This is a genomic window from Bradyrhizobium sp. USDA 4504 (genome assembly GCF_054063995.1).
This window is the reverse complement of sequence record NZ_JBSSGV010000001.1, coordinates 4,647,424-4,667,595: the sequence shown is the minus strand read 5'-3', so window position 1 is coordinate 4,667,595 and position 20,172 is coordinate 4,647,424. Positions and strand designations below refer to the sequence as shown.

Genomic DNA, 20,172 nt, shown 5'->3' with positions numbered 1-20,172 from the left:
AGGTCGCTATGTCACACCCGTTGCACAAAGCTGTCGACCACCTTCTTCTCGCCGGCCTTTTCGAAGGCGATGGTCAGCTTGTTGCCGTCGATCTTCACCACATGGCCGTAGCCGAATTTCTGGTGAAATACCCGGTCGTCCAGCGAAAAATCCGACGTTGTGCCGGTGGACTTCGCCACCAGCTCGCCCTCGATCACGACAGGGCCGCGCTTGGTGCGATTGAAGCTTTCGGAGGAAAAGGAGGATTGCCGCTCCTCGAAGCCGCTGCCGCTACGGCCCCCGCCGCCGCGGTTGCGGTTGGCCTGGGCGCGCTGCCAGCCCGGGGTCGAATAGCTCGAGCCGAATGATTCGAGGTTGTCGAAGCGCGAGGCGCCATAGCCGCCGCTGCCGCCCCAGCCCGATCCGCCCTTGGATTCGGTGATTTCGACATTGTGCGCCGGCAGCTCGTCGAGGAAGCGCGAGGGGATCGTGGTCGACCAGGTGCCATGGATGCGGCGGTTGGTGGCGAAATAGATCTTGGCGCGGCGGCGCGCCCGGGTCAGCCCGACATGGGCGAGGCGGCGCTCCTCCTCGAGCCCGGCGCGGCCCTGTTCGTCCAGCGTGCGCTGGCTCGGAAACAGGCCTTCCTCCCAGCCCGGCAGGAACACGTTGTCGAATTCCAAGCCCTTGGCCGAATGCAGCGTCATCAGCGACACCGCCTCGTCGCCGGCCTCGCCGTCGCGGTCCATCACCAGCGAGATATGTTCGAGAAACCCTTGCAGGTTCTCGAATTCCTCCATCGAACGCACCAGCTCCTTGAGGTTCTCCAGCCGGCCCGCGGCATCAGCCGAGCGGTCCTTCTGCCACATCTCGGTGTAGCCGCTCTCGTCGAGCACGATCTCGGCGAGCTCGGTATGCGAGGTGACCTCGCGCTGGGCGCGCCAGCGGTCGAACTGCATGACGAGATCGCGCAAGGAGCCGCGCGCCTTCGGCTTCAGCTCGTCGGTCTCGACCACGGCGCGCGCCGCCTCGAACAGCGGAATGCGGCGCTTGCGGGCATGGTCATGCAGCAGCTGCACGGTGGCGTCGCCGAGCCCCCGTTTGGGCACGTTGACGATGCGCTCGAAGGCGAGATCGTCGGCGGGTGAATTGATGGTGCGCAAGTAGGCCAGCGCATCGCGGATTTCGGCGCGCTCATAGAAGCGCGGCCCGCCGATCACGCGGTAGGGCAGGCCGAGCGTGACGAAGCGGTCCTCGAACTCGCGCATCTGGAACGAGGCGCGCACCAGGATGGCGACGTCGTTGAGGTTTTCGCCCGCGCGCTGCAGTTCCTCGAGCTCCTCGCCGATCGCGCGCGCTTCCTCTTCCGAATCCCAGGAGCCGGTGACGGTGACCTTCTCGCCGTCGACATCCTCGGTGCGCAGCGTCTTGCCGAGGCGGCCTTCATTATGCGCGATCAGATGCGAGGCCGCGGCCAGGATGTGGCCGGTGGAGCGGTAGTTGCGCTCGAGGCGGATGACCTTGGCGCCGGGGAAATCGTGCTCGAAGCGCAGGATGTTGTCGACTTCGGCGCCGCGCCAGCCATAGATCGACTGGTCGTCGTCGCCGACGCAGCAGATGTTCTTGAGAACGGTCTGCTCCCTCTCCCCGTCCTTCACGGGGAGAGGGTCGGGGTGAGGGGCTCTATCCTCGAGCTCAGTCCGCGGAGAGTCCCCCTCACCCGGCGCGCCTTGCGCGCCGACCTCTCCCCGCAAGCGGGGCGAGGTGAGCTCGCCCGGGATCACCGCCGAGAGCGGCTGGCCCGGCCGCGACGGCGCCTGCGACAGCAGGCGCAGCCACAGATACTGCGCGACGTTGGTGTCCTGATATTCGTCGACCAGGATGAACTTGAAGCGGCTCTGGTACTGCCGCAGCACGTCCGGATTTTCGCGGAACAGCCGGATGTTCTCGAGCAGCAGGTCGCCGAAATCGGCCGCGTTGAGGATCTTCAGCCGCTCCTGATAGGTCGCGTAGATCTTGCCGCCCTTGCCGTTGCCGAACGAGGCCGCTTCGCCCGCCGGCACCTGCGACGGCGACAGGCCGCGGTTCTTCCAGCCGTCGATCAGGCCGGCCAGCATCCGCGCTGGCCAGCGCTTGTCGTCGATGTTCTCGGCCTGCAGCAATTGCTTCAGCAGCCGCACCTGGTCGTCGACGTCGAGCACCGTGAAGTTGGACTTGAGCTGCACCAGCTCGGCATGGATGCGCAGGATGCGGCCGCCGATCGAGTGGAAGGTGCCGAGCCACGGCATGCCCTCGACCGCCTGGCCGAGCATCTGGCCGAGCCGCAGCTTCATCTCGCGCGCCGCCTTGTTGGTGAAGGTCACCGACAGGATCTCATGCGGCCGCGCGCGGCCCTGGCTCAGGATATGCGCGATGCGCGTGGTCAGGACGCGTGTCTTGCCGGTGCCGGCGCCGGCAAGCACCAGCACCGGACCGTCGAGCGTCTCGACCGCCTCGCGCTGCTCCGGATTGAGGCCGTTCAGATATTGCGGACCGGCCGCCGCCCGCGCACGCGCGGCGATGCCGCCAGCCGCCGGCTGGTGCTCGGGAACGCCGTGATGGGGCAATTTGCTCGGCTCGGTCATTGGCGAATCGTCTCGGCCCCACGATGGCACCGCAGGATGGTGAAGGGGAGCCTTCTTAACAGGGATTGAAGGCCATATAGGGCCTGATCGGCCGTTTTGACAGGTTTTATCGCGATCGACAGGAACGCTTTGGCAGCAGCCCGCAGTCAATCGCGGTTCCGGAAATCGGCGAAAATTTCGCGGTTTCATGCTCAGGAACCAGCATTTCCCCGCCGGATTGTTTCAACAGGTGCGGCGCCGGGCAGAGGTTCGCGCCGAGCAACAACAGGGAAAACGAAGCGGAGTTTTGATCATGCTGAGCTGGGTCGTCACGTTCCTGGTCATCGCCCTGATCGCGGGCATTTTGGGCTTTGGCGGCATCGCCGGCGCCTCCGTCGAAATCGCCAAGGCGATCTTCTTCATCGCCGTCATCCTGTTTCTGGTGTCGGCGGTGGTCGGATTGGTACGCGGCCGCACAAGGGTCTAGCGAGGCCGCGAACCGGCGGCCGCTTCGCTTGAAAACGGCAAGTTATTTCGCCGAGGGCATCGCCACGTTGCGGCCGATGCCCTCGGGACGCGATACGCCCACATAGCTGTCCACGATCGCTTGCGCGCGGGCGCGGATATCGGGCGGAAACGGCGCTACCTTGCGCGCCTCCATGTCGATGTGCAGCGTGAGATTTTCCGAGGTCGCGGAGAGCCAGCCTTCGGTGGCATGGCGCAGCTCCTCGAACGTGTGCAGCCGCTTCTCGTCAGCGCCGAGCAGGTAGACCTGGACCTGCACGGGATCGCCGAGATGAATCTCGCGGAGATAGCGGACGTGGCACTCGGCGGTGAAGGTCGAGCAGTGCCGCGCCTTCATGTAGTCCGGCCCGATGCCGAGCTGCAGCCACATCTCGTCGATGGCGCGGTCGAACATCACGTTGTAGTAGGCCATGTTGAGATGGCCGTTGTAGTCGATCCATTGCGGCTCGATCTGCATCACCGAGGATCTGAACGGGGCCGATGGAAGCGGCATCTCGCTGGTGGCAGTCGCTGAAGTCATGATCCGTCCCCGGTTCGTTGGCGTTCGAGCATGAGCTTTTCTGTGACTCCGGCGTCCACTTTTTCAAGTCAGGCTCTCTTGACCCCTTATACAAGCTTTGCCACGGTCGGCTAAGGGTGGGAGGAAATTTGACGTGGCGACAACGATTTCGGGCTATGTGACGCGACCTGATCCGCAGGCCCTGAAGCGCGCGATCGACGCGCTGGCGGCGCGGTTCGGCAACCGGCTCGTCACGTCGCAGGCGGTGCGCGAGCAGCACGCCCATACCACCACATGGCTGCCGACCCAGCCGCCGGACGCCGTCGTGATGGCGCAGGAAACCGCTGACATCCAGGACGTGGTGCGGATTTGCGCCGCCAATCGCGTGCCGGTCATCGCCTTCGGCACCGGAACCTCGCTCGAGGGGCAGGTCAACGCGCCCGCGGGCGGCATCTGCATCGATCTGCGCGACATGAACAAGGTGCTCGAGGTCCATGCCGAGGACCTCGACTGCGTAATCCAGCCCGGCGTGACGCGGAAGGCGCTCAACGAGCATCTGCGCGACCAGGGCCTGTTCTTTCCGATCGATCCCGGCGCCGATGCCTCGCTCGGCGGCATGACCTCGACCCGTGCCTCTGGCACCAACGCGGTGCGCTACGGCACCATGCGCGAGAACGTGCTGGCGCTGAAGGTGGTGCGCGGCGACGGCGAGATCATCACGACAGGCACGCGCGCCAAGAAGTCGTCGGCCGGTTACGACCTGACGCATCTGTTCGTCGGCGCCGAGGGCACGCTCGGGATCATCTCCGAACTGACCATCCGCCTGCGCGGCATTCCCGACACCATCGCGGCGGCGGCCTGTTCGTTCGACACGGTGCGTGGCGCCTGCCAGGCCACGATCCTTGCGATCCAGACCGGCATTCCGGTCGCCCGGATCGAGCTGCTCAATGCCGCGCAGGTGAAAGCCTGCAACAGCTACTCAAAGCTGTCGCTGCCGGAGACGCCGCTGCTGCTGCTGGAATTCCACGGCAGCGAGGTCGAGGTTGCCGAGCAGTCGAAGAATTTCCGCGACATCGCCGCCGAATGCGGCGGCGGCGACTTCACCTGGACCACCAAGCCGGAAGACCGCACCAAGCTGTGGCAGGCCCGGCACGATGCTTACTGGTCCGTCAAGGCGCTGCGCCCCGGCGACAGCATCGGCGTTGTCGCCACCGACGTCTGCGTGCCGATCTCGCGGCTTGCCGACTGCGTCACCGAGACCGAGGAGGATCTGCAGCGGCTCAACCTGCTGTCGCCGATCGTCGGCCATGTCGGCGACGGCAACTTCCACTGCTCGCTGCTCTGCGACGTCAACGACAACGGCGAGATGGCGCGCGGCGAGGAGTTCATGCACCGCCTGGTCGAGCGCGCCCAGGCCATGGACGGCACCTGCACCGGCGAGCACGGCATCGGGCAGGGCAAGCAGAAGTACTTGCAGGCCGAACTCGGGCCGGAGGCGCTCGACGCGATGCGGGCGCTGAAGCAGGCCCTCGACCCGCAAAACATCTTCAATCCCGGAAAGATCGTCCCGGCCGCTTGAGGCGTCGTCACGCCGCGCAGCGTTCGCGAGCCCGCGCGCGGCGCGTGTCACGCGCGGAACTTTTCTGCCCGCCCGGCGTCTCTCTTGTGTTGCCGCGATATGTGCGGTGCGCGGAGGGAACGCCGTGATCGGACGGGCAATCGGAATTGCGGTCGTGGTGCTTGCGATGGCGCTGTCGGGCGATGCGATCGCTCGAGGCGGCGGCGGACACGGCGGCGGCCATGGCGGAGGACATGGTGGCGGCCATGGGCATGGTGGTGGCCATGGCCACGGTGGTGGCCATGGACGCGGCGGGCATGGCTTCGGCCACATGCATTTCGGCGGCGGCCATCATGGCGGGTTCGGCCGCTCGCACGCGATCTCGCGATCAGGCTTCGCCGGCCATGGCGCCTTCGCATCGCGCGGGGGTGGCAATTTCGGCCGGATGCGCAATGCCGCAATCGCACCAGGCCATATGCGCAATGCGTTCAGCTCGCTGTCGCGCAACGGCGCATTGCGCAACGGCCGGCTGTTGAGCAACCCGGCGGCGCGTGCGCAGATCGCCGCGGCCGCGGCGCTCGCCGGCTGGCACGGCGGGGCGGTGGCCAACGGCTGGTGGCAGCATCCCGGCGGCGGCTATGGCTGGGTCGGCCCGCTGTTCTGGCCGTTCGCGTACAACGACATCTACGACTACGCGATCTGGGGCGACGACATCGGATTCTGGGGCTACGGCTATCCGGACATCTATGCCGGCATCTTCGGGCCCTATGGGTATGACGATCTCAGGGCCTATCTGCCGGAGCGCCGGACGGGCCGCCGTTACCGCGGCGGTGGGCGCATCGAGCAGATGTGCGGCAATGACAGCCGTTCGGTCGCCGGCCTGCCGGTGGATCAGATCGCGGATACGGTGCAGCCGACCGAAGCGCAATCGGTGGCGCTCGGCGAGCTCGGCAACGCGTCGCTCGCGGCGGCCCAGGTGATTCGCGCGGCATGTCCCGCGCAGGTGGTGTTGACGGCCCCGAACCGCCTCGCCGCCATGCAGCAGCGGATCGAAGCGATGGTCACCGCGGTCGGAATCGTGAAGCCTCCGCTGGACAAATTCTACGGCCTGCTCGATGACGAGCAGAAAGCGCGGCTCAACGCGCTTGCCGAGAACCAGCGCAAGGAAGCCGCGGCGCGCGATCCGAACGCGACGGTCGCCCAGAGCTGCGGCGCCGCACAGCCGGCGATGCAGGAATGGCCGACCGGCGAGATCGAGGCGCGGCTGCAGCTCAGCGACGCCCAGCGCGGTGCGCTCCAGGCGCTGCAGGATGCCAGCGCCGACGCCGCGCGGAAGCTGAAGGCCGCGTGCCAGACCAATGAGGCGATGACCCCGCCCGCACGTCTTGCCTTCGTTGCCAGGCGGCTCGACGTCATGCTGCAGGCGGTCAAGGATGTCCGCGCCGCGCTCGAAAATTTCTACGCCACGCTCAGCGATGAGCAAAAGGCGCAGTTCGAGGCGATCGGGCCGAAACGATCGGCTTAGAGCCTCGGCGGTTCGCGTGAAAACGCGGCGAGCGAAATCCCCGCAGCCTCGGCCCTGACGCAATCAGAACCGAAACGGGCATTATTCCATGAGTTCGACATCAATTCGCGCGCGGATCGGCCGCGGGTGTGGCCGCCGGGCCATAGTGTGCACCTCTTGCTCGGCACCGAGTCGACTCTGCGGTTCACAGGTTGCGCCAAGGCCAGCTATGTTTGCCGTGCTTTCAAGGTGCGGCGATGTGGTGGTTCAGCAAGGACGAGCACAAGGATATCTGGGACGATCCCGTCGCGCACCCGCTCGGCGACATCGAAGCTGCGCAGCGGATCCGTGCGATCTGCCGCGATGCCGCCGGCTGTGCCGAGGCGGTCGGCTCGCCCGACAAGCGCTCAGCGAAGAAGCAGCAGATCGAGCGTGATCGCTACGAGCGTGCCGCCAAGGTCGCGATGGAGACCGCGATGAGGATCTCCGACGAGCTGGTGCGAGATTCCGCGGTGCGCGAGATCGTCGGTCTCTGCATGAGGGCCAACAACATCAAGACGGGGCGGGCGTTGCTGCGCGCCATCCACGCGGGCTCGATCAAGGCGGAGGTCCTGAGGGAGCATCCGACGCTCGAGGGTGAGCAGGCCTGAAGTCGTCCGGTAGCCCGGATGGAGCGTAAGCGAAATCCGGGACGGTTCATCAATGCGCGAGAAATCCCGGATCGCGCTTCGCTTCATCCGGGCTACTCAGCAATTTGTAGCTCCGTCATTGCGAGGAGCGATAGCGACGAGGCAATCCATGCTTCCGCATATGCCACACGATGGATTGCTTCGCTTTGCGCGCAATGACGGAGGATCGTGCGTAGCCCGCATGAGCGAAGCGATATGCGGGAACGGATTTCCCGGGTATCGCTTCGCTCATGCGGGCTACTGATCTCACCAACCTCTACGCCTGTCCGCCGAGCGTGCGGATCGCTTCGTCGACACTGTGGAAGACATGGTCCCGCGGCAACACCTCGTAGAGACCGAAGCGCTCGAACGCATCCTGCGCGCGCTCGGATTCGAGCCGCGCCACCGCCACCGTCACGCCGTCATCGCGGCATTCGCGAAACAGGTCGCGCAGCGCCTGCGCCGCCGTGAAATCGATCTCGATCATGCCGCTGGCCTCGATCACCAGCAGCCGCGGCTTGGGCGTCGCCCCGCCGATGGTCTTGAGCACGCCGCTGTGGAAGCTTTCCGCGTTGAGGAACGACAGCGGCGCCTGCAGGCCGACGACGGCAATGCCGGGCGTGCGCTCGCCTGTGACGTGCGGGCCCGTCGGCCACCAGATCGTGGTGCCGGGCACATGGACGAATTCGGCCAGCTGGCCGCGCGTCGTGGTCCAGATGCCGTGCAGCAGCGACAAGGCGATGCCGACGGCGACGCCTTGCTCGATCGGCAGCACGATGATCGCGGCTGCCGTCGCCACCACCAGCAGGAATTCATGGAACGACTGGCGGAAGATCGCGACGATCTGCGTGACGCGGATGATGCGCAGCGCCACGAACAGCAGCACGCCCCCGAGTGCCGCGTCGGGCACGTGCCGCAGCAGCGTCGCGCCGAACGCGAGCAGCGCGAGCACGATGGCCGCGGCAAACAGCCCCGAGAGCTGCGTGCGTCCGCCGGTCTCCGACACGATGCCGGTCCGCGGCGGGCTGGCGTTGACCGGAAAGGCGCCGAACAGCCCGGACAGCAGGCTGCCGGCACCGGCGCCGAGGAAGTCGCGATCGACGTCGGCCGGCTTGTCCGGATCGGACAGGAACGAGCGCGTCGTCGCCGCGGTCTGCACCATGACGACAACCGCGATCAGGATCGCCAGCGACAACAGCTTGATCCATCGCTCCGGCGCGATGTCCGGAAACGATGGCGTCGGCAGCGTCCCGGGCACGGTGCCGACCACCTTGACGCCCTTGCTTTCGAGATGGCCAGCGATCACGGCGACGGTGGCCACGACGAGGCCGATCAGCGCGCCCGGAATGCGTGCGCTGATCTTCTCCGATCCGGCGACCAGCGCCAGCACGCCGAGGCCGATCGCCAGCGTGTAGAAATTGGTTTGACCGATCTCCTCGGTGAGCACCCCGAGCTTGTAGAGCGTCGGCCCGTCCGGCGTGGTCAGGCCGAGCACGCCGGGTAATTGCGAGACCAGGATGTGGACCGAGATGCCGGCGAGGAAGCCGACCGTCACCGGGGTCGACAGTAAATTGGCGATCCAGCCGAGCTTGAACAGGCTGCCGGCGATCATGATCGCGCCGACCATCAGCGCCAGCGCCATCGCCAGTGCTTGATAGTCCGGCGAGCCGGCGGTCGCCATCAGCGCAAGGCCGCCGGCGAAGATCGGCGTGATCGTGGAGTCGGCGCCGCAGGACAGGAAGCGGTTGGCGCCGAACATCGCAAAGCCGAGCGAGCCGGCCATGAAGGCGAAGAAGCCGATCTGCGGCGAGAAGCCGCCGAGCCGCGCGGTCGCCATCTGCTCCGGGATCGCAATCGCGGCGAGCGTCAGCCCGGCGATCAGGTCACCCGGCAGGTCGCTTGGCCGGAACGACGTGAGCGAACGGAAGACCGGCCAGCTGGCGCGTGTCTGACGATCCTGGCCCATCGGTGCCCCGTGAGGATTGCGGCGATTCCCCGATAGTCCGACATCGCGCGGCCAAAAGCCAGCCGACGGCACCCTGCGTCGGCGTGAAGGCCTAGCCGATATTTTGCAGCGCCGGGAAGGTTTCCAGCAGCCAGACGCTGACGCTCGAGACTGCGCCGGTCAGGAAGCCGATGCCGGTGACCACCATCAGCACGCCCATCACCCGCTCGACGGTGTCGAGATGGCGCTTCATCCGCGCGAACAGCGAGGAGAACTGCTTGACCATGAAGGCCGCAAGCAGGAACGGGATGCCGAGCCCGGCGGAATAGACCGCGAGCAGGCCGGCGCCCTTCGTCACCGTGGCCTCCGCGGCCGCGATCGAGAGGATCGCGGCGAGGATCGGCCCGATGCATGGCGTCCAGCCGAAGGCGAAGGCCAGGCCCATGACGTAGGCGCCCCACAGCCCGACCGGCTTCGGCGCGGTCAGCCGCCCCTCGCGCATCAGCAGGCCGATCCGGGTCACGCCGAGGAAGTGCAGGCCCATGATGATGATGACGATGCCCGCCAGGATCGAGAGCTCGGCCGACCAGGCGCGCACCAGCCCGCCGACAAAGGAGGCGCTGGCGCCGAGCGCGACGAACACGGTGGAGAAGCCGAGCACGAACATCAGCGCCGCCGTCATCACCGCGCGCTTGGAAGCCGCGGTGGCGCCGTCCTGGTTGACCTGCTCGATGGTCGCGCCGGTCAAATAGATCAGATAGGGCGGCACCAGCGGCAGCACGCAGGGCGAGAGGAAGCTGACCAGACCGGCGATCAGGGCCGCCGGGATCGAGACGTCGTGCATCAATGAAACCTTCGCAGAATAGCGTTCCTGTCTTGGCGTCTATGCGGCCAACAATCCAGAAGTTTCGTCGTCGCAGCCTTCAACTATGGTCACAGGCCCGTGTGCGGGTCGACTCTCGTGGCAGGCGCGGAATGACGGTGAGGCGAGCACGCCGCGCGGCTCCCGCTCTCGCAAGGGGGAGGGAACCCTTCCGGCGGTGCCTCGTTCACGCGCCAATCACTGATGCGGATTTTTGACCTGCAAGCGGCACCACACATTCGCTGTCGTCCCGGCCTAATGCGCAATTGCACACGGGGGTCGGGACCCATAACCACCGCTGAGCTAGGTTGCGCGACGCTGGAACGACGAGTCCCACCGACAACATCGGCCGCGGCGTATGGGTTCCTGCTTTCGCCAGGACGACCATGTGGAAGCAGTGAGCGCATCACGACCGCAGTCACCAACATCATCGGCGCTTGGCTGGACGTGGCGTCTCGAACTCCCGGCCACGGATTCGCACCAGGTCGTCGGCGGAATTCGTCAGCAGCACGACCGTGGCTGTGCGCGCCGTCTCCGCATCTCCGGCGGCGATCGCGTCCAGCACCGCGCGGTGCTCGCGCAGCGCCCGCGGACGGTGCGAGCCCGGCGCTGCGATCGTAAAACTCTGGCGCAGCGTGATCTCGAACATCTGCGCGATCGGCCAGAAGAATTCGTTGCGGGTGGCGAAATAGATCGCCTGGTGGAACGTAATGTCGGCGGCGACGAACTCTTCGTTGCTCTCTGCAGCGTCCATGCCGTCGCATCCGGCGCGGATGCGGGCGACGTCGACCTCCTCGGCATGGGTCGCCGCGAGCGCTGCCGCGGCCGGCTCGACCGCGGCGCGCAGCTGGAACAGCTTGGCGAGGTAACGGTCGATCTCCGCGGTCTCGAGGTGCCAGCGCAGCACGTCGGGATCGAGCTGATTCCACTGCTCGGGCGGCCGAACCCGCGTGCCGCTCTTGGGCCGCGACTCGATCAGGCCCTTGCCGGTCAAGGTGCGGATCGCCTCGCGCACCACGGTGCGGCTGACGTCCATCATCTCGCAGATCCGGATTTCCGGCGGCAGCGTTTCGCCGACGCCGATCTCGCCGCGCACGATGCTGCTGCCGACGCGGTCGGTGACCTGACTATGCACGCTCCGACGCAACGCGTTGGATGTCTGGAACATCGAGGGCCTCGCTGCGGTTGCAGCCTGCGCCGCCGCCGAGCCGCGCCCTTGCACAACCGTATCCGTTTTGTCATACATTATGACAAATCGGCTGCCAAGCTCACGCCGTCAGGCGGGTGGCCAACACAATAAAGATCCGTCCCCGGGAGGAGCACCATCATGACGTCGAACCGCGTGAGCCGCCGCATTGTGCTGCAGTCGTCGGTCGCAGCGACCGCGTGGCTTGCCGCCGCGCCCGCCATCATCGGCCGCGCCGAGGCTGCGGTGATGAAAATGCGATGCTCGTCGTCGCTTCCGAACGATCCCAAATACGCCAATGGCCGCGTCTACTACGACAATCTGGTCAAGAGTCTGAAGGCGAACGGACTCGGCGAGCAGATCGAGGTCACCTTCTTCCCCGACAACCAGCTCGGTCAGGAGATCGACGTCATCAATTCGGTGAAGCTAGGGGTGATCGACCTGATGGTGTCGGGCTCGTCGATCTCGGCGAATCTCGTGCCGCTGGTCGGCACCTTCGACCTCGGTTACCTCTTCACCAGCTTTCAGCAGCAGACCAAGGCGTTCGACGCCGGCGCGGCGAAGCCGATCGAGGCTGCGCTGCTCAAGGGCGCCAGCATTCATATCATCGGCTGGGCCTATAATTTCGGCGCGCGCAGCGTGCTGGCGAAGAAGCCGGTGAAGACGCCGGAGGATCTCGCCGGCCTGAAAATCCGCACCTTGCCCAATCCGATCATCACCGAGTGCCTGCGGCTGATGGGCGCCGCCGCAACGCCGCTGGCGTTCGGCGAGATCTATACGGCGCTGCAGGCCGGCGTGCTCGACGGCCTTGAACACGATCCGCCGACCATCCTGGCGAGCAAGTTCTACGAGACCGCGAAGCACTATGCGCTGACCCAGCACATCTTCTCGCCGCTCGCGGTCTATTTCAGCGACACCAGCTTCAACCGCATGGCTTCCAAGCTGCGCGAAGGCTTTCTCGACGCGGCGAACAAGGCCGCGGTCGACACCCGCGCGCACGGCCTTGCGGTGGAAAAGGAGGCGCTGGCGGCGTTGGTGGAGAAGGGCGTCACCTTCGTCGAATGCGACAAGGAGGCATTCCGCAAGCGCGTGCTGCCGCAGACCGACAATTTCATCAAGACGCGGCCCGAGGCCAAGGCCGTCGTCGACCTGATCCGCGCCACCCAGACCTGAGGTCGGCGCATGTCAGTCGCCGCAGTCGAGGCGAGAAGCAGCGCCGATCGGATCACGGCACCGCTGCTCGCCGTCAGCGACGCGATCGCCGCGCTCCTGCTTGCCGCCGATCTCGTGGTGGTCTGCGTCGCGGTGCTGGCCCGCTTCCTGTTCAACGCGCCGGTCGAATGGTCCGACGACGGCGCCCGCGGCCTGATGGTCGGGTCGAGCTTTTTCGGCGCGGCAAGCGCGCTCGCCCGCGCCGAAAATCTCGGCGTCGCCTTCTTCGTCAACATGCTGCCGCCGGGCGTGCGGCGGGTGGTCGACGCGGTCGGTGCGCTGCTTGTCACCATCATTGCCGGCTATGTCGCGTTCAACGCCGTCAAGATGGGCTGGCTGACCACCGGTCAGACCTCCGGCTCCGGCCTGCCGCTGGAATGGACGTTCTATCCGATGGGCGTCGGCGCGGCGTTCATGACGATCTTCGCGTTCGAGACGTTCTGTGGCCGGCCGTTGCGCGACATGACGGTGGCCATCGTCGCGACTGCCGTCATCGTGGGTCTCTATCTCGCCTGGGATGCATTCGCACCATCGTCCGTACCGTCATCGCAAACGTTGATGCTGATCGGCTTCTTCCTCACGCTGTTCGGCGGACTGCCGATCGGCTTTGCGCTGGCGCTGGCGGCGCTGATCTTCATCTGGGCCGAGGGCACGCTGCCCGGCGTGATCTTCGCCCAGCAGATGGCGCGCGGCATCGACAATTTCGTGCTGCTCGCGATCCCGTTCTTCATCCTGGTCGGCTACCTGATGGAAGCCAACGGCATGTCGGTCCGGCTGATCGAGCTGCTGCAGCGCGCGGTCGGACGGATGCGCGGCGGGCTCAACGTCGTCATGGTGATGTCGATGGTGCTGTTCTCCGGCATCTCGGGCTCCAAGATGGCCGACGTTGCCGCGGTCGGCTCGGTGTTGATCCCGGCGGCGCGCCGCTCGCGGCAGAACCCGGGCGGGGCGGTGGCGCTGCTCGCCGCCTCCGCGGTCATGGCGGAGACCATTCCGCCTTGCATCAACCTCATCATCCTCGGCTTCGTCGCCAACCTGTCGATCGGCGGACTGTTCGTGGCCGGCATGTTGCCGGCCGCGCTGATGGCGCTGGCGCTGATCGCGGTGTCGATCATCTTCGGCAAGCGTCCTGCCACGAACGTGGAAGCCGAGCCGCGCGCCGCGGTATCCGGGCTCTGGACCGGTGCGATCGCCTCGTTCGGGCTGATCTTCATGATCTTCTTCGGCTTCAAGAGCGGCTTTGCCACCGCGACCGAGATTTCCGCCTTCGCCGCGGTCTACGCCATCGCCGTCGGCAGCCTGCTGTTCCGCGAGCTCGGTGCGAGGAGTCTGGCGCATTGCTTCGTGCATGCGGCTGTTCGTTCGGGGCTGGTGCTGTTCATCGTCGCCGCGGCGCAGTCGCTGGCCTTCATCCTGACGCTGCAGCAGGTGCCGCATGCCGTCGGCGACCTCATGCTGGCGATCTCGGGCAGCCACGGCGTCTGGCTGTTCATGCTGCTGTCGATCCTGGTGCTGGTGGTGATGGGCTCGGTGCTCGAAGGCGCCGCGGCGCTGATCATTTTCGGCCCGCTGCTGCTGCCGGTTGCCGTCAAGCTCGGCATCGATCCGCTGCATTTCGGCGTCGTGCTTGTGATCGCGATGGGGCTCGGGCTCTTTGCTCCGCCACTCGGCCTTGGGCTCTACGGCGCCTGCCTGATCGGCAACGTGCCGATCGAGCAGACCATCAAGCCGATCGCGGGTTATCTCGGCCTGCTGTTGCTGTGCCTGCTGGTGATCGCCTTCGTGCCCGCCATCAGCACGGCCTTGCCGCATGCGCTCGGCTACTAGGGGGGTGGGATCGTGAAGGTGCTGCTTGCCCATACCCCGCAGATGCGCCGCGACTATTATGGCGAGCGCAGCCTGAACGGCCTGCGCGCGGTCGCCGACGTCAAGCTGCACGAGGGCGAGGACGCGCTCGATGCGGCGGCGCTGGTCGAGGCCGCGGCCGATGTCGACATCATCGTCGCCGACCGCATGACGCAGGGGCCGGGAGCGATTTTTCCGCAGCTGCCGAAGCTGCGCGCGTTCGTGCGCTGCGCGGTCGATATCCGCAACATCGACGTGGCTGCGGCCTCCGCCGCCGGCGTGCTGGTGACGCAGGCGAGCGCCGGCTTCGTCCAGTCGGTCGCCGAGCTCGCGCTCGGCTTCATGGTCGATCTGTCGCGCGGCGTCTCGCGCGCCACCGCGGATTATCACGCGGGCAGGGCGCCCGAGGTCGTGATGGGCCGCCAGCTTGCGGGAAGTACGATCGGCATCATCGGCTATGGCAGCATCGGGCGCTATCTTGCCGGGATCGCAAAAGTGCTCGGCATGAATGTGCTGGTCGCCGATCCCTTCGTGACGCCGGACGATGCGGCGATCGCGCATCTGCCGCTCGACGATCTGCTGGCGCGCGCCGACTACGTTGTCTGTCTCGCGATCGCCAACGCGCAGACCGAGAACCTGATCGGGCAGGCCGCGCTGGCGCGGATGCCGAAGCACGCATTTTTCATCAACCTTTCGCGCGGAAACCTCGTCGACGAGGCGGCGCTGTCGGCCGCGCTGCGCGATGGCCGCATTGCGGGTGCCGCGATGGATGTCGGCCGCGCGCCGGACCAGATGCCGACGCCCGAGCTTGCGAAGCTGCACAATGTGATCGCAACGCCGCATGTCGGCGGCCTGACGCCGCAGGCGATCGAGCATCAGTCGTCGGAGACGGTACGCCAGGTTGCGAAGATCGTTGCCGGCGAGATACCCGTCGGCGCGGTCAATGCCGGCTACTGGACGCGGCGGCCTCGGCCATGAAAGTTTGGCGAAGCCCAATGTCGTTCGCGGGGCTGGACAAGAGCTTCGCATCCGGCCCAGACTTGGCCCGCATAACCGCGGCCCCTGAGCGCGCGGACAATCAATGAACGGACGTCCCGCAACAAACGACGGGCGCCGAGAGGGAAACAGGGAGGCATCACTTGGCTATTTCACGCCGTGACGTTTTGTTGGGCAGCGCCGGTGCATTTAGCGCCGCATCATTTTCCTTCCCGGCGCCAGCCATCGCACAATCGGAACCGATCAAGATCGGCTGTCTCGCGGCGATCACCGGCCCGAGCTCGGCGCCGACCGTCGGCTTCAATCGCGGCGTCAACTTCGCGGTCGACGCCATCAACGGCGCCGGCGGGGTGAAGGGCCGCAAGATCGAGCTTGTGATGCGCGATACCCAGGGCGATCCGACCAAGGCGGTGAACGCCACGCAGGAGCTGATCAGCCAGGCCAAGGTGCACGCGATCTGGGGTCCGCTGAACTCGGGCGAGGCGCTGGCGACGACGCCGATCATGGCGCGCGCCAAGATGCCGGACCTGCATCCCTGCGTCGTCGAGACCCTGATCGACCCGGTCAAGTTCCCCAATGCGTTCCGCATCGCGCCGTCGAACAACCAATGGGACGATGCCGTGCGCAATTACTGTCTCAAGATCCTCAAGGTGAAGAAGGTCGCGGTGATCGGCGACACCACCGGCTATGGCGTCACCGCGGTCGGCGCCTCCGTCGCGGCGTTCAAGAAGGACGGCGCCGAGGTGGCCTATCAGGCCAATATCGACGCCACGCAGCCCGACATGACGCCGGACATGCTGCGCGCCAAGAATGCCGGCGCGGAAGCGATCGTGGTGTGGAGCGTCTCGACCGGCATGGAGGCGCGCATGTTCAACACCCGCGCCGCGATGAACTGGGACGTGCCCTTTGTCGGGCATCCCTCGATGGCGTCGGGCGAGCTTGCGAGCCTGGTCGCCAAGCCGGAGAACTGGAAGAAGGTCTACGCGATCGGCTACAAGAGCTGCAGCTATGACGGCGCCGGCAAGCTGCCGCCGAAGAGCGCGGACCTGGTCGCGCGCCTGACCAAGGCCAACATCGCGCTGAACGACACGCTGTTGTGGTGGGTCGCGGGCGGCATCGATTGCATCGAGCTGATCGCCAAGGCGGTCGCCGAAAGCGGCTCGACCGACAGCGCCGGCATCATCAAGTACTGGAACACGCTGTCGACCTATCCCGGCTATTTCGGCAATTACCGCTTCTCGCCGACCGAGCACAACGGCTATTTGACCGAAGAGATCGTGATGTCGGAAGCCTCTACCGCCAAAGACGGCACCTTCGCGCTGGCGCCGGGGTATACATAGAAGGGCGAGGGCGCAGCCGATGCTGGCCTCGATCCTTGCATCCGGTCTCGCGGCGGGCGCAATCTACGCGCTCGTCGGCGTCACCTACAACACGATGTTCTCGACCTCGCGGGTGATGAGCTTCACCGCCGGCCAGCTGGCGATGCTGGGCGGCGTGTTCGGCTCGATGTTCACGCTGAGACTCGGCCTGCCCATTGCCGTCGGCTTCGTGCTGACGCTGCTCTGCTGCGCGGTGATCGGAATCATCACCGAATTCGTCGCGGTGCGGCCGGTGCTCAAGAGCCTCGACCAGCATCTCTACGTGCTCTCGACCCTCGCGGTCGCGCTGATGATCCAGCAAATCACCGCGATCAAATGGGGCACCGAGCCGCAACCGTTCCCGCGCATCGCAGGATTCGGCGAGGGCATCCTCGACGAGAAATTCTGGCTGCCGGTCCTCGCCTGCGCCGTCACCATTATCGGCCTTGAATATCTCTACCGCCGCACCCTGGTCGGCCGCGCGTTCCTGGCCATCGCCGAGGATAATTTTGCGGCGCGGGCGCTCGGCCTGCCGGAGCGCAATCTGCGGGTCGCGAGCTACGCGCTTGCCGGCGTGGTCGGCGGCATCGCCGGATTTTCCGGCGGGCAGTTGCTGCTCGCCTTCTTCGCCAACGGAGCGCTGCTCAATTTCTACGGCTTCGTGCCGGTGGCGCTGGGCGGGCTCGGCAATAACAGAGGCGCGATCATCGGCGGGCTGGCGCTCGGCCTGTTCCAGCAGGCCGCGAACTTCCTGGTCGGCGGCATCTTCTCCTCGGTCGCGGTGTTCACGCTGTTCATCGTGGTGCTGCTCGCCGCGCCGCAAGGGCTGTTCGGCGCCTCGACCGCGCGGAGAGTGTGATGACGTCGGTCGTGGCCACGCCGTCCCGAACCGACAGCGGCGTGTGGCGCGCCGCGCTGCCGCACGTCCTGCCGTTCCTCGGCATTCTGGTGGCGGCGGTGCTGCTGCCGTTCGTCAGCAACGATTACTGGGTGCTGATCGGTACCCGCATGGCGATCTACTGGGTGCTGGTGTCGGGCCTCAATCTGGTGGTCGGCTTCGCCGGTCATCTTGCGATCGGCTATGTCGCGCTGCTGACGCTCGGCGCCTACACGACGAGCGTGCTGGTTGCCGGCAACGTGATGCCGGCGCTTCCGGTATTCGTCGCCTTGCCGATCGCCGGCCTGATCGGCGCGATCTTCGGCGTGGTCGTCGGCCTGCCGGCCCTGCGCCTGCGCACCTTCTACTTCGCCATGTCGACGCTCGGCTTTGCCACCATCGTGACCCAGATCGCGCTGGCCTGGCAGAGCGTGACCGGCGGCGGCATTGGCATTGCAGGTCCGGAATTCCCGCCGCCGTTCAATACGCCGTGGGGCTTCTACGCCCTATGCATCGCCGTCGCCGCGCTGACCACCTGGATGAGCGCCAATGTCGCGCGCAGCCGGTTCGGCCGCGCGCTGATCGCGGTGCGCGACGCCGAGGTCGCCGCTGAGGCCAGCGGCATCTCCAAGCCGAAAATGCTGATCGCGATCTTCCTGTTCGCCGGCGCGCTGGCGGCGATCGCCGGCGGATTGTTCGCGACCCTGCAGACCTACATCACGCCCGATGCGTTCACTTTCGATCTCTCGGTGCTGTTCTTCATCGCGATCCTGATCGGCGGCCGCGGCTCGATCCTCGGGCCCATGCTCGGCACCATCATCCTGACCATCCTGCCCGAGATCGCGGCACCGCTCGCGGCGTGGTCGACCTTCCTCTACGCGGTGCTGCTGCTCGTGATCGTGCTGGTGATGCCCGGCGGCATCGCGGCGCTGCTCGATTTCCGCAACCGCCGGCCGCTCGCCAGCAACCGCGCCATCGTTCCGCGTCCCGCTGCACTCACCGACATCGTGCGCCGCAGGGACGGCGGCAAGACGCTGCAGCTGCGCGGCATCGCGCTGAACTTCGGAAATGTGAAGGCGATCGACGGCCTCGATCTCGATATCGCGCCCGGCGCGATCCACGGACTGATCGGACCGAACGGCAGCGGCAAGACCACGACGCTCAACGTGATCTCGGGCTATTACGCCGCCAAGGCCGGCACCATGATGCTTGGCGGCGAAGTCCTGGCCGCGGGCCAGCCGGTCAAGCGCGCCGCGTGCGGCATCGCGCGCACCTTCCAGACGCCGCGCGTGATCGGCGAAGCCTCGGTGCTGGAGAACGTCATGATCGGCGGCTCGATCGAGGGCCGGGCCAATTTCGTCGAGGCGATGCTCGCACTGCCGCGCAACGGCGCCGACGAGCGTCTGTTCGCCGCCAAGGCGCACGCGCTGCTCGGCGTCGTCGGCCTCGAGGCGCTCGCCGACATCCGCGCCGATCGCCTGCAGCACAGCGAATTGCGCTTCATCGAGATCGCGCGGGCGCTGATGCTCGATCCGGACTTCCTGCTGCTCGACGAGCCCGCCGCGGGTCTCTCCAATGACGAGATCGAGCGACTCTCCAGCCTGATCAAGGCGGTCTGCGGCCGCGGTACCGGTGTGCTGCTGGTCGAGCACCATGCCGATCTGATCTTCGATATCTGCCACCAGGTCACCGTGCTCAATCTGGGCCGGACGCTGGCGGCGGGAACCCCGGCGGAAATCCGCGTCCACAAGGAGGTCGTCAGTGCCTATCTCGGCGGCTGAACCGTTGCTCTCGGTCAATCGGCTGGAGTCCGGCTATGGCAAGATCCGTGTGCTGCACGGCATCGACATCACGATTGCCGCCGGCGAGGTCGTGGCGCTGCTCGGGCCCAACGGGGCCGGCAAGACCACGCTGCTGCGCGCGATGTCCGGACTGTTGCCCGTCACTGCCGGACAAATCCGGTTCGGCGACCGCGACATGACCAACGCCACGCCACGCGATGCCGCGCGGGCCGGGCTCGTGCATGTGATCGAGGGACATCGCGTGTTCACGCAGATATCGGTGACCGACAATTTGCTGCTCGCCGGCTATGACCTGCCGCGCGCCGAGCGTGCCGTGCGCATCGAGGAGGCGTTGGCGTTCTTTCCCGAGATCGCCGAGAAGCGGCATGAACGCGGCGGCGCGCTGTCGGGCGGGCAGCAGCAGATGCTGACGGTGGCGCAGGGCCTGGTCCGCCGGCCGCGGCTGTTGATGCTCGACGAGCCGTCCGCGGGACTGTCGCCGGTGCTGGTCGATCGCGTCCTCAACGTCATCGGCCGGCTGCGCGAGCAGGGCACCTCCGTGCTGCTGGTCGAGCAGCTCTTGGAGAAGGCGCTCGCCTGCGCCGATCGCGTCTACGCGCTGGTGCAGGGTGCGATCGCGCTGGAGGCGCCGACCGGAGAGAGCGGCCTCGCGCATCGGCTCGAGCGCGCCTATTTCGGCCATGAGAGCCACGCGTTGCAGACCTAGCCAATACAACCTGTGTGCTCGACGCCAACGGCCACGCAACTTGTGAT

The 20,172-nt window shown here is 66.5% G+C and carries 16 protein-coding genes; 11 read left to right on the top strand and 5 right to left on the bottom strand.

The genetic code is table 11. The features are described from left to right. Positions 1-11: 11 nt before the first annotated feature. Positions 12-2,603, bottom strand: coding sequence for an ATP-dependent helicase (locus ACVMB1_RS21995; protein ID WP_076824168.1), 2,592 nt, complete (start codon positions 2,601-2,603; stop codon positions 12-14). Positions 2,604-2,895: 292 nt separating this feature from the next. Here ACVMB1_RS21995 and ACVMB1_RS21990 point away from each other — a divergent pair, with 292 nt between their 5' ends. Continuing rightward, positions 2,896-3,069, top strand: coding sequence for a DUF1328 domain-containing protein (locus tag ACVMB1_RS21990; RefSeq protein WP_016846258.1), 174 nt, complete (start codon positions 2,896-2,898; stop codon positions 3,067-3,069). A gap of 42 nt (positions 3,070-3,111) precedes the next feature. Here the strand turns inward: ACVMB1_RS21990 and ACVMB1_RS21985 are convergent, their stop codons facing one another. Then, positions 3,112-3,600 (bottom strand): thioesterase family protein, encoded by a 489-nt coding sequence (locus tag ACVMB1_RS21985; protein WP_028332516.1) that lies wholly within the window; start codon positions 3,598-3,600, stop codon positions 3,112-3,114. Between the two features lie 160 nt (positions 3,601-3,760). On the opposite strand from ACVMB1_RS21985, the gene ACVMB1_RS21980 reads away from it, so the two are divergent. The 3 genes from ACVMB1_RS21980 to ACVMB1_RS21970 all read left to right on the top strand — a co-directional run bounded on the left by ACVMB1_RS21980 (position 3,761) and on the right by ACVMB1_RS21970 (position 7,318). Next, positions 3,761-5,185: an FAD-binding oxidoreductase gene (locus tag ACVMB1_RS21980; RefSeq protein ID WP_076824170.1), complete on the top strand. Its 1,425-nt coding sequence runs from the start codon at positions 3,761-3,763 to the stop codon at positions 5,183-5,185. 124 nt (positions 5,186-5,309) lie between these two features. Next, a complete protein-coding gene (locus ACVMB1_RS21975; RefSeq protein ID WP_076824172.1) occupies positions 5,310-6,689 on the top strand; it encodes a Spy/CpxP family protein refolding chaperone in 1,380 nt (459 codons plus the stop codon). Between the two features lie 236 nt (positions 6,690-6,925). Beyond that, positions 6,926-7,318 (top strand): hypothetical protein, encoded by a 393-nt coding sequence (locus ACVMB1_RS21970; RefSeq protein ID WP_057015020.1) that lies wholly within the window; start codon positions 6,926-6,928, stop codon positions 7,316-7,318. Positions 7,319-7,613: 295 nt separating this feature from the next. Here ACVMB1_RS21970 and ACVMB1_RS21965 read toward each other — a convergent pair whose 3' ends face one another. From ACVMB1_RS21965 to ACVMB1_RS21955, 3 genes are all read right to left on the bottom strand, one after another. Then, positions 7,614-9,302 (bottom strand): SulP family inorganic anion transporter, encoded by a 1,689-nt coding sequence (locus ACVMB1_RS21965; protein ID WP_076824174.1) that lies wholly within the window; start codon positions 9,300-9,302, stop codon positions 7,614-7,616. A 91-nt stretch (positions 9,303-9,393) separates the two neighbouring features. Then, the gene (locus ACVMB1_RS21960) at positions 9,394-10,125 is read right to left on the bottom strand and encodes a cytochrome c biogenesis CcdA family protein (protein WP_016846251.1); all 732 of its coding nucleotides are present in this window, start codon (positions 10,123-10,125) and stop codon (positions 9,394-9,396) included. Positions 10,126-10,570: 445 nt separating this feature from the next. After that, the gene (locus ACVMB1_RS21955) at positions 10,571-11,311 is read right to left on the bottom strand and encodes a FadR/GntR family transcriptional regulator (RefSeq protein ID WP_076824242.1); all 741 of its coding nucleotides are present in this window, start codon (positions 11,309-11,311) and stop codon (positions 10,571-10,573) included. A gap of 159 nt (positions 11,312-11,470) precedes the next feature. Between ACVMB1_RS21955 and ACVMB1_RS21950 the strand changes: the two genes are divergently transcribed. From ACVMB1_RS21950 to ACVMB1_RS21920, 7 genes are all read left to right on the top strand, one after another. Next, a complete protein-coding gene (locus ACVMB1_RS21950) occupies positions 11,471-12,502 on the top strand; it encodes a TRAP transporter substrate-binding protein (protein ID WP_456849256.1) in 1,032 nt (343 codons plus the stop codon). Positions 12,503-12,511: 9 nt separating this feature from the next. Continuing rightward, the gene (locus tag ACVMB1_RS21945; RefSeq protein ID WP_310885646.1) at positions 12,512-14,368 is read left to right on the top strand and encodes a TRAP transporter large permease; all 1,857 of its coding nucleotides are present in this window, start codon (positions 12,512-12,514) and stop codon (positions 14,366-14,368) included. A gap of 12 nt (positions 14,369-14,380) precedes the next feature. Next, complete coding sequence (locus ACVMB1_RS21940) at positions 14,381-15,364, top strand: NAD(P)-dependent oxidoreductase (protein WP_141341107.1); 984 nt, start codon at positions 14,381-14,383, stop codon at positions 15,362-15,364. Between the two features lie 161 nt (positions 15,365-15,525). Next, positions 15,526-16,722 (top strand): ABC transporter substrate-binding protein, encoded by a 1,197-nt coding sequence (locus ACVMB1_RS21935; protein ID WP_244558644.1) that lies wholly within the window; start codon positions 15,526-15,528, stop codon positions 16,720-16,722. 19 nt (positions 16,723-16,741) lie between these two features. Continuing rightward, on the top strand, positions 16,742-17,599 hold the full coding sequence (locus ACVMB1_RS21930; RefSeq protein WP_076824184.1) for a branched-chain amino acid ABC transporter permease: 858 nt from the start codon (positions 16,742-16,744) through the stop codon (positions 17,597-17,599). Then, positions 17,599-19,398: a branched-chain amino acid ABC transporter ATP-binding protein/permease gene (locus ACVMB1_RS21925; RefSeq protein WP_076824186.1), complete on the top strand. Its 1,800-nt coding sequence runs from the start codon at positions 17,599-17,601 to the stop codon at positions 19,396-19,398. Before ACVMB1_RS21930 ends, ACVMB1_RS21925 begins: the two co-directional genes overlap by 1 nt. Continuing rightward, the gene (locus ACVMB1_RS21920) at positions 19,379-20,125 is read left to right on the top strand and encodes an ABC transporter ATP-binding protein (protein WP_141341108.1); all 747 of its coding nucleotides are present in this window, start codon (positions 19,379-19,381) and stop codon (positions 20,123-20,125) included. The genes ACVMB1_RS21925 and ACVMB1_RS21920 overlap by 20 nt, the downstream gene beginning before the upstream one ends. Positions 20,126-20,172 lie beyond the last annotated feature (47 nt).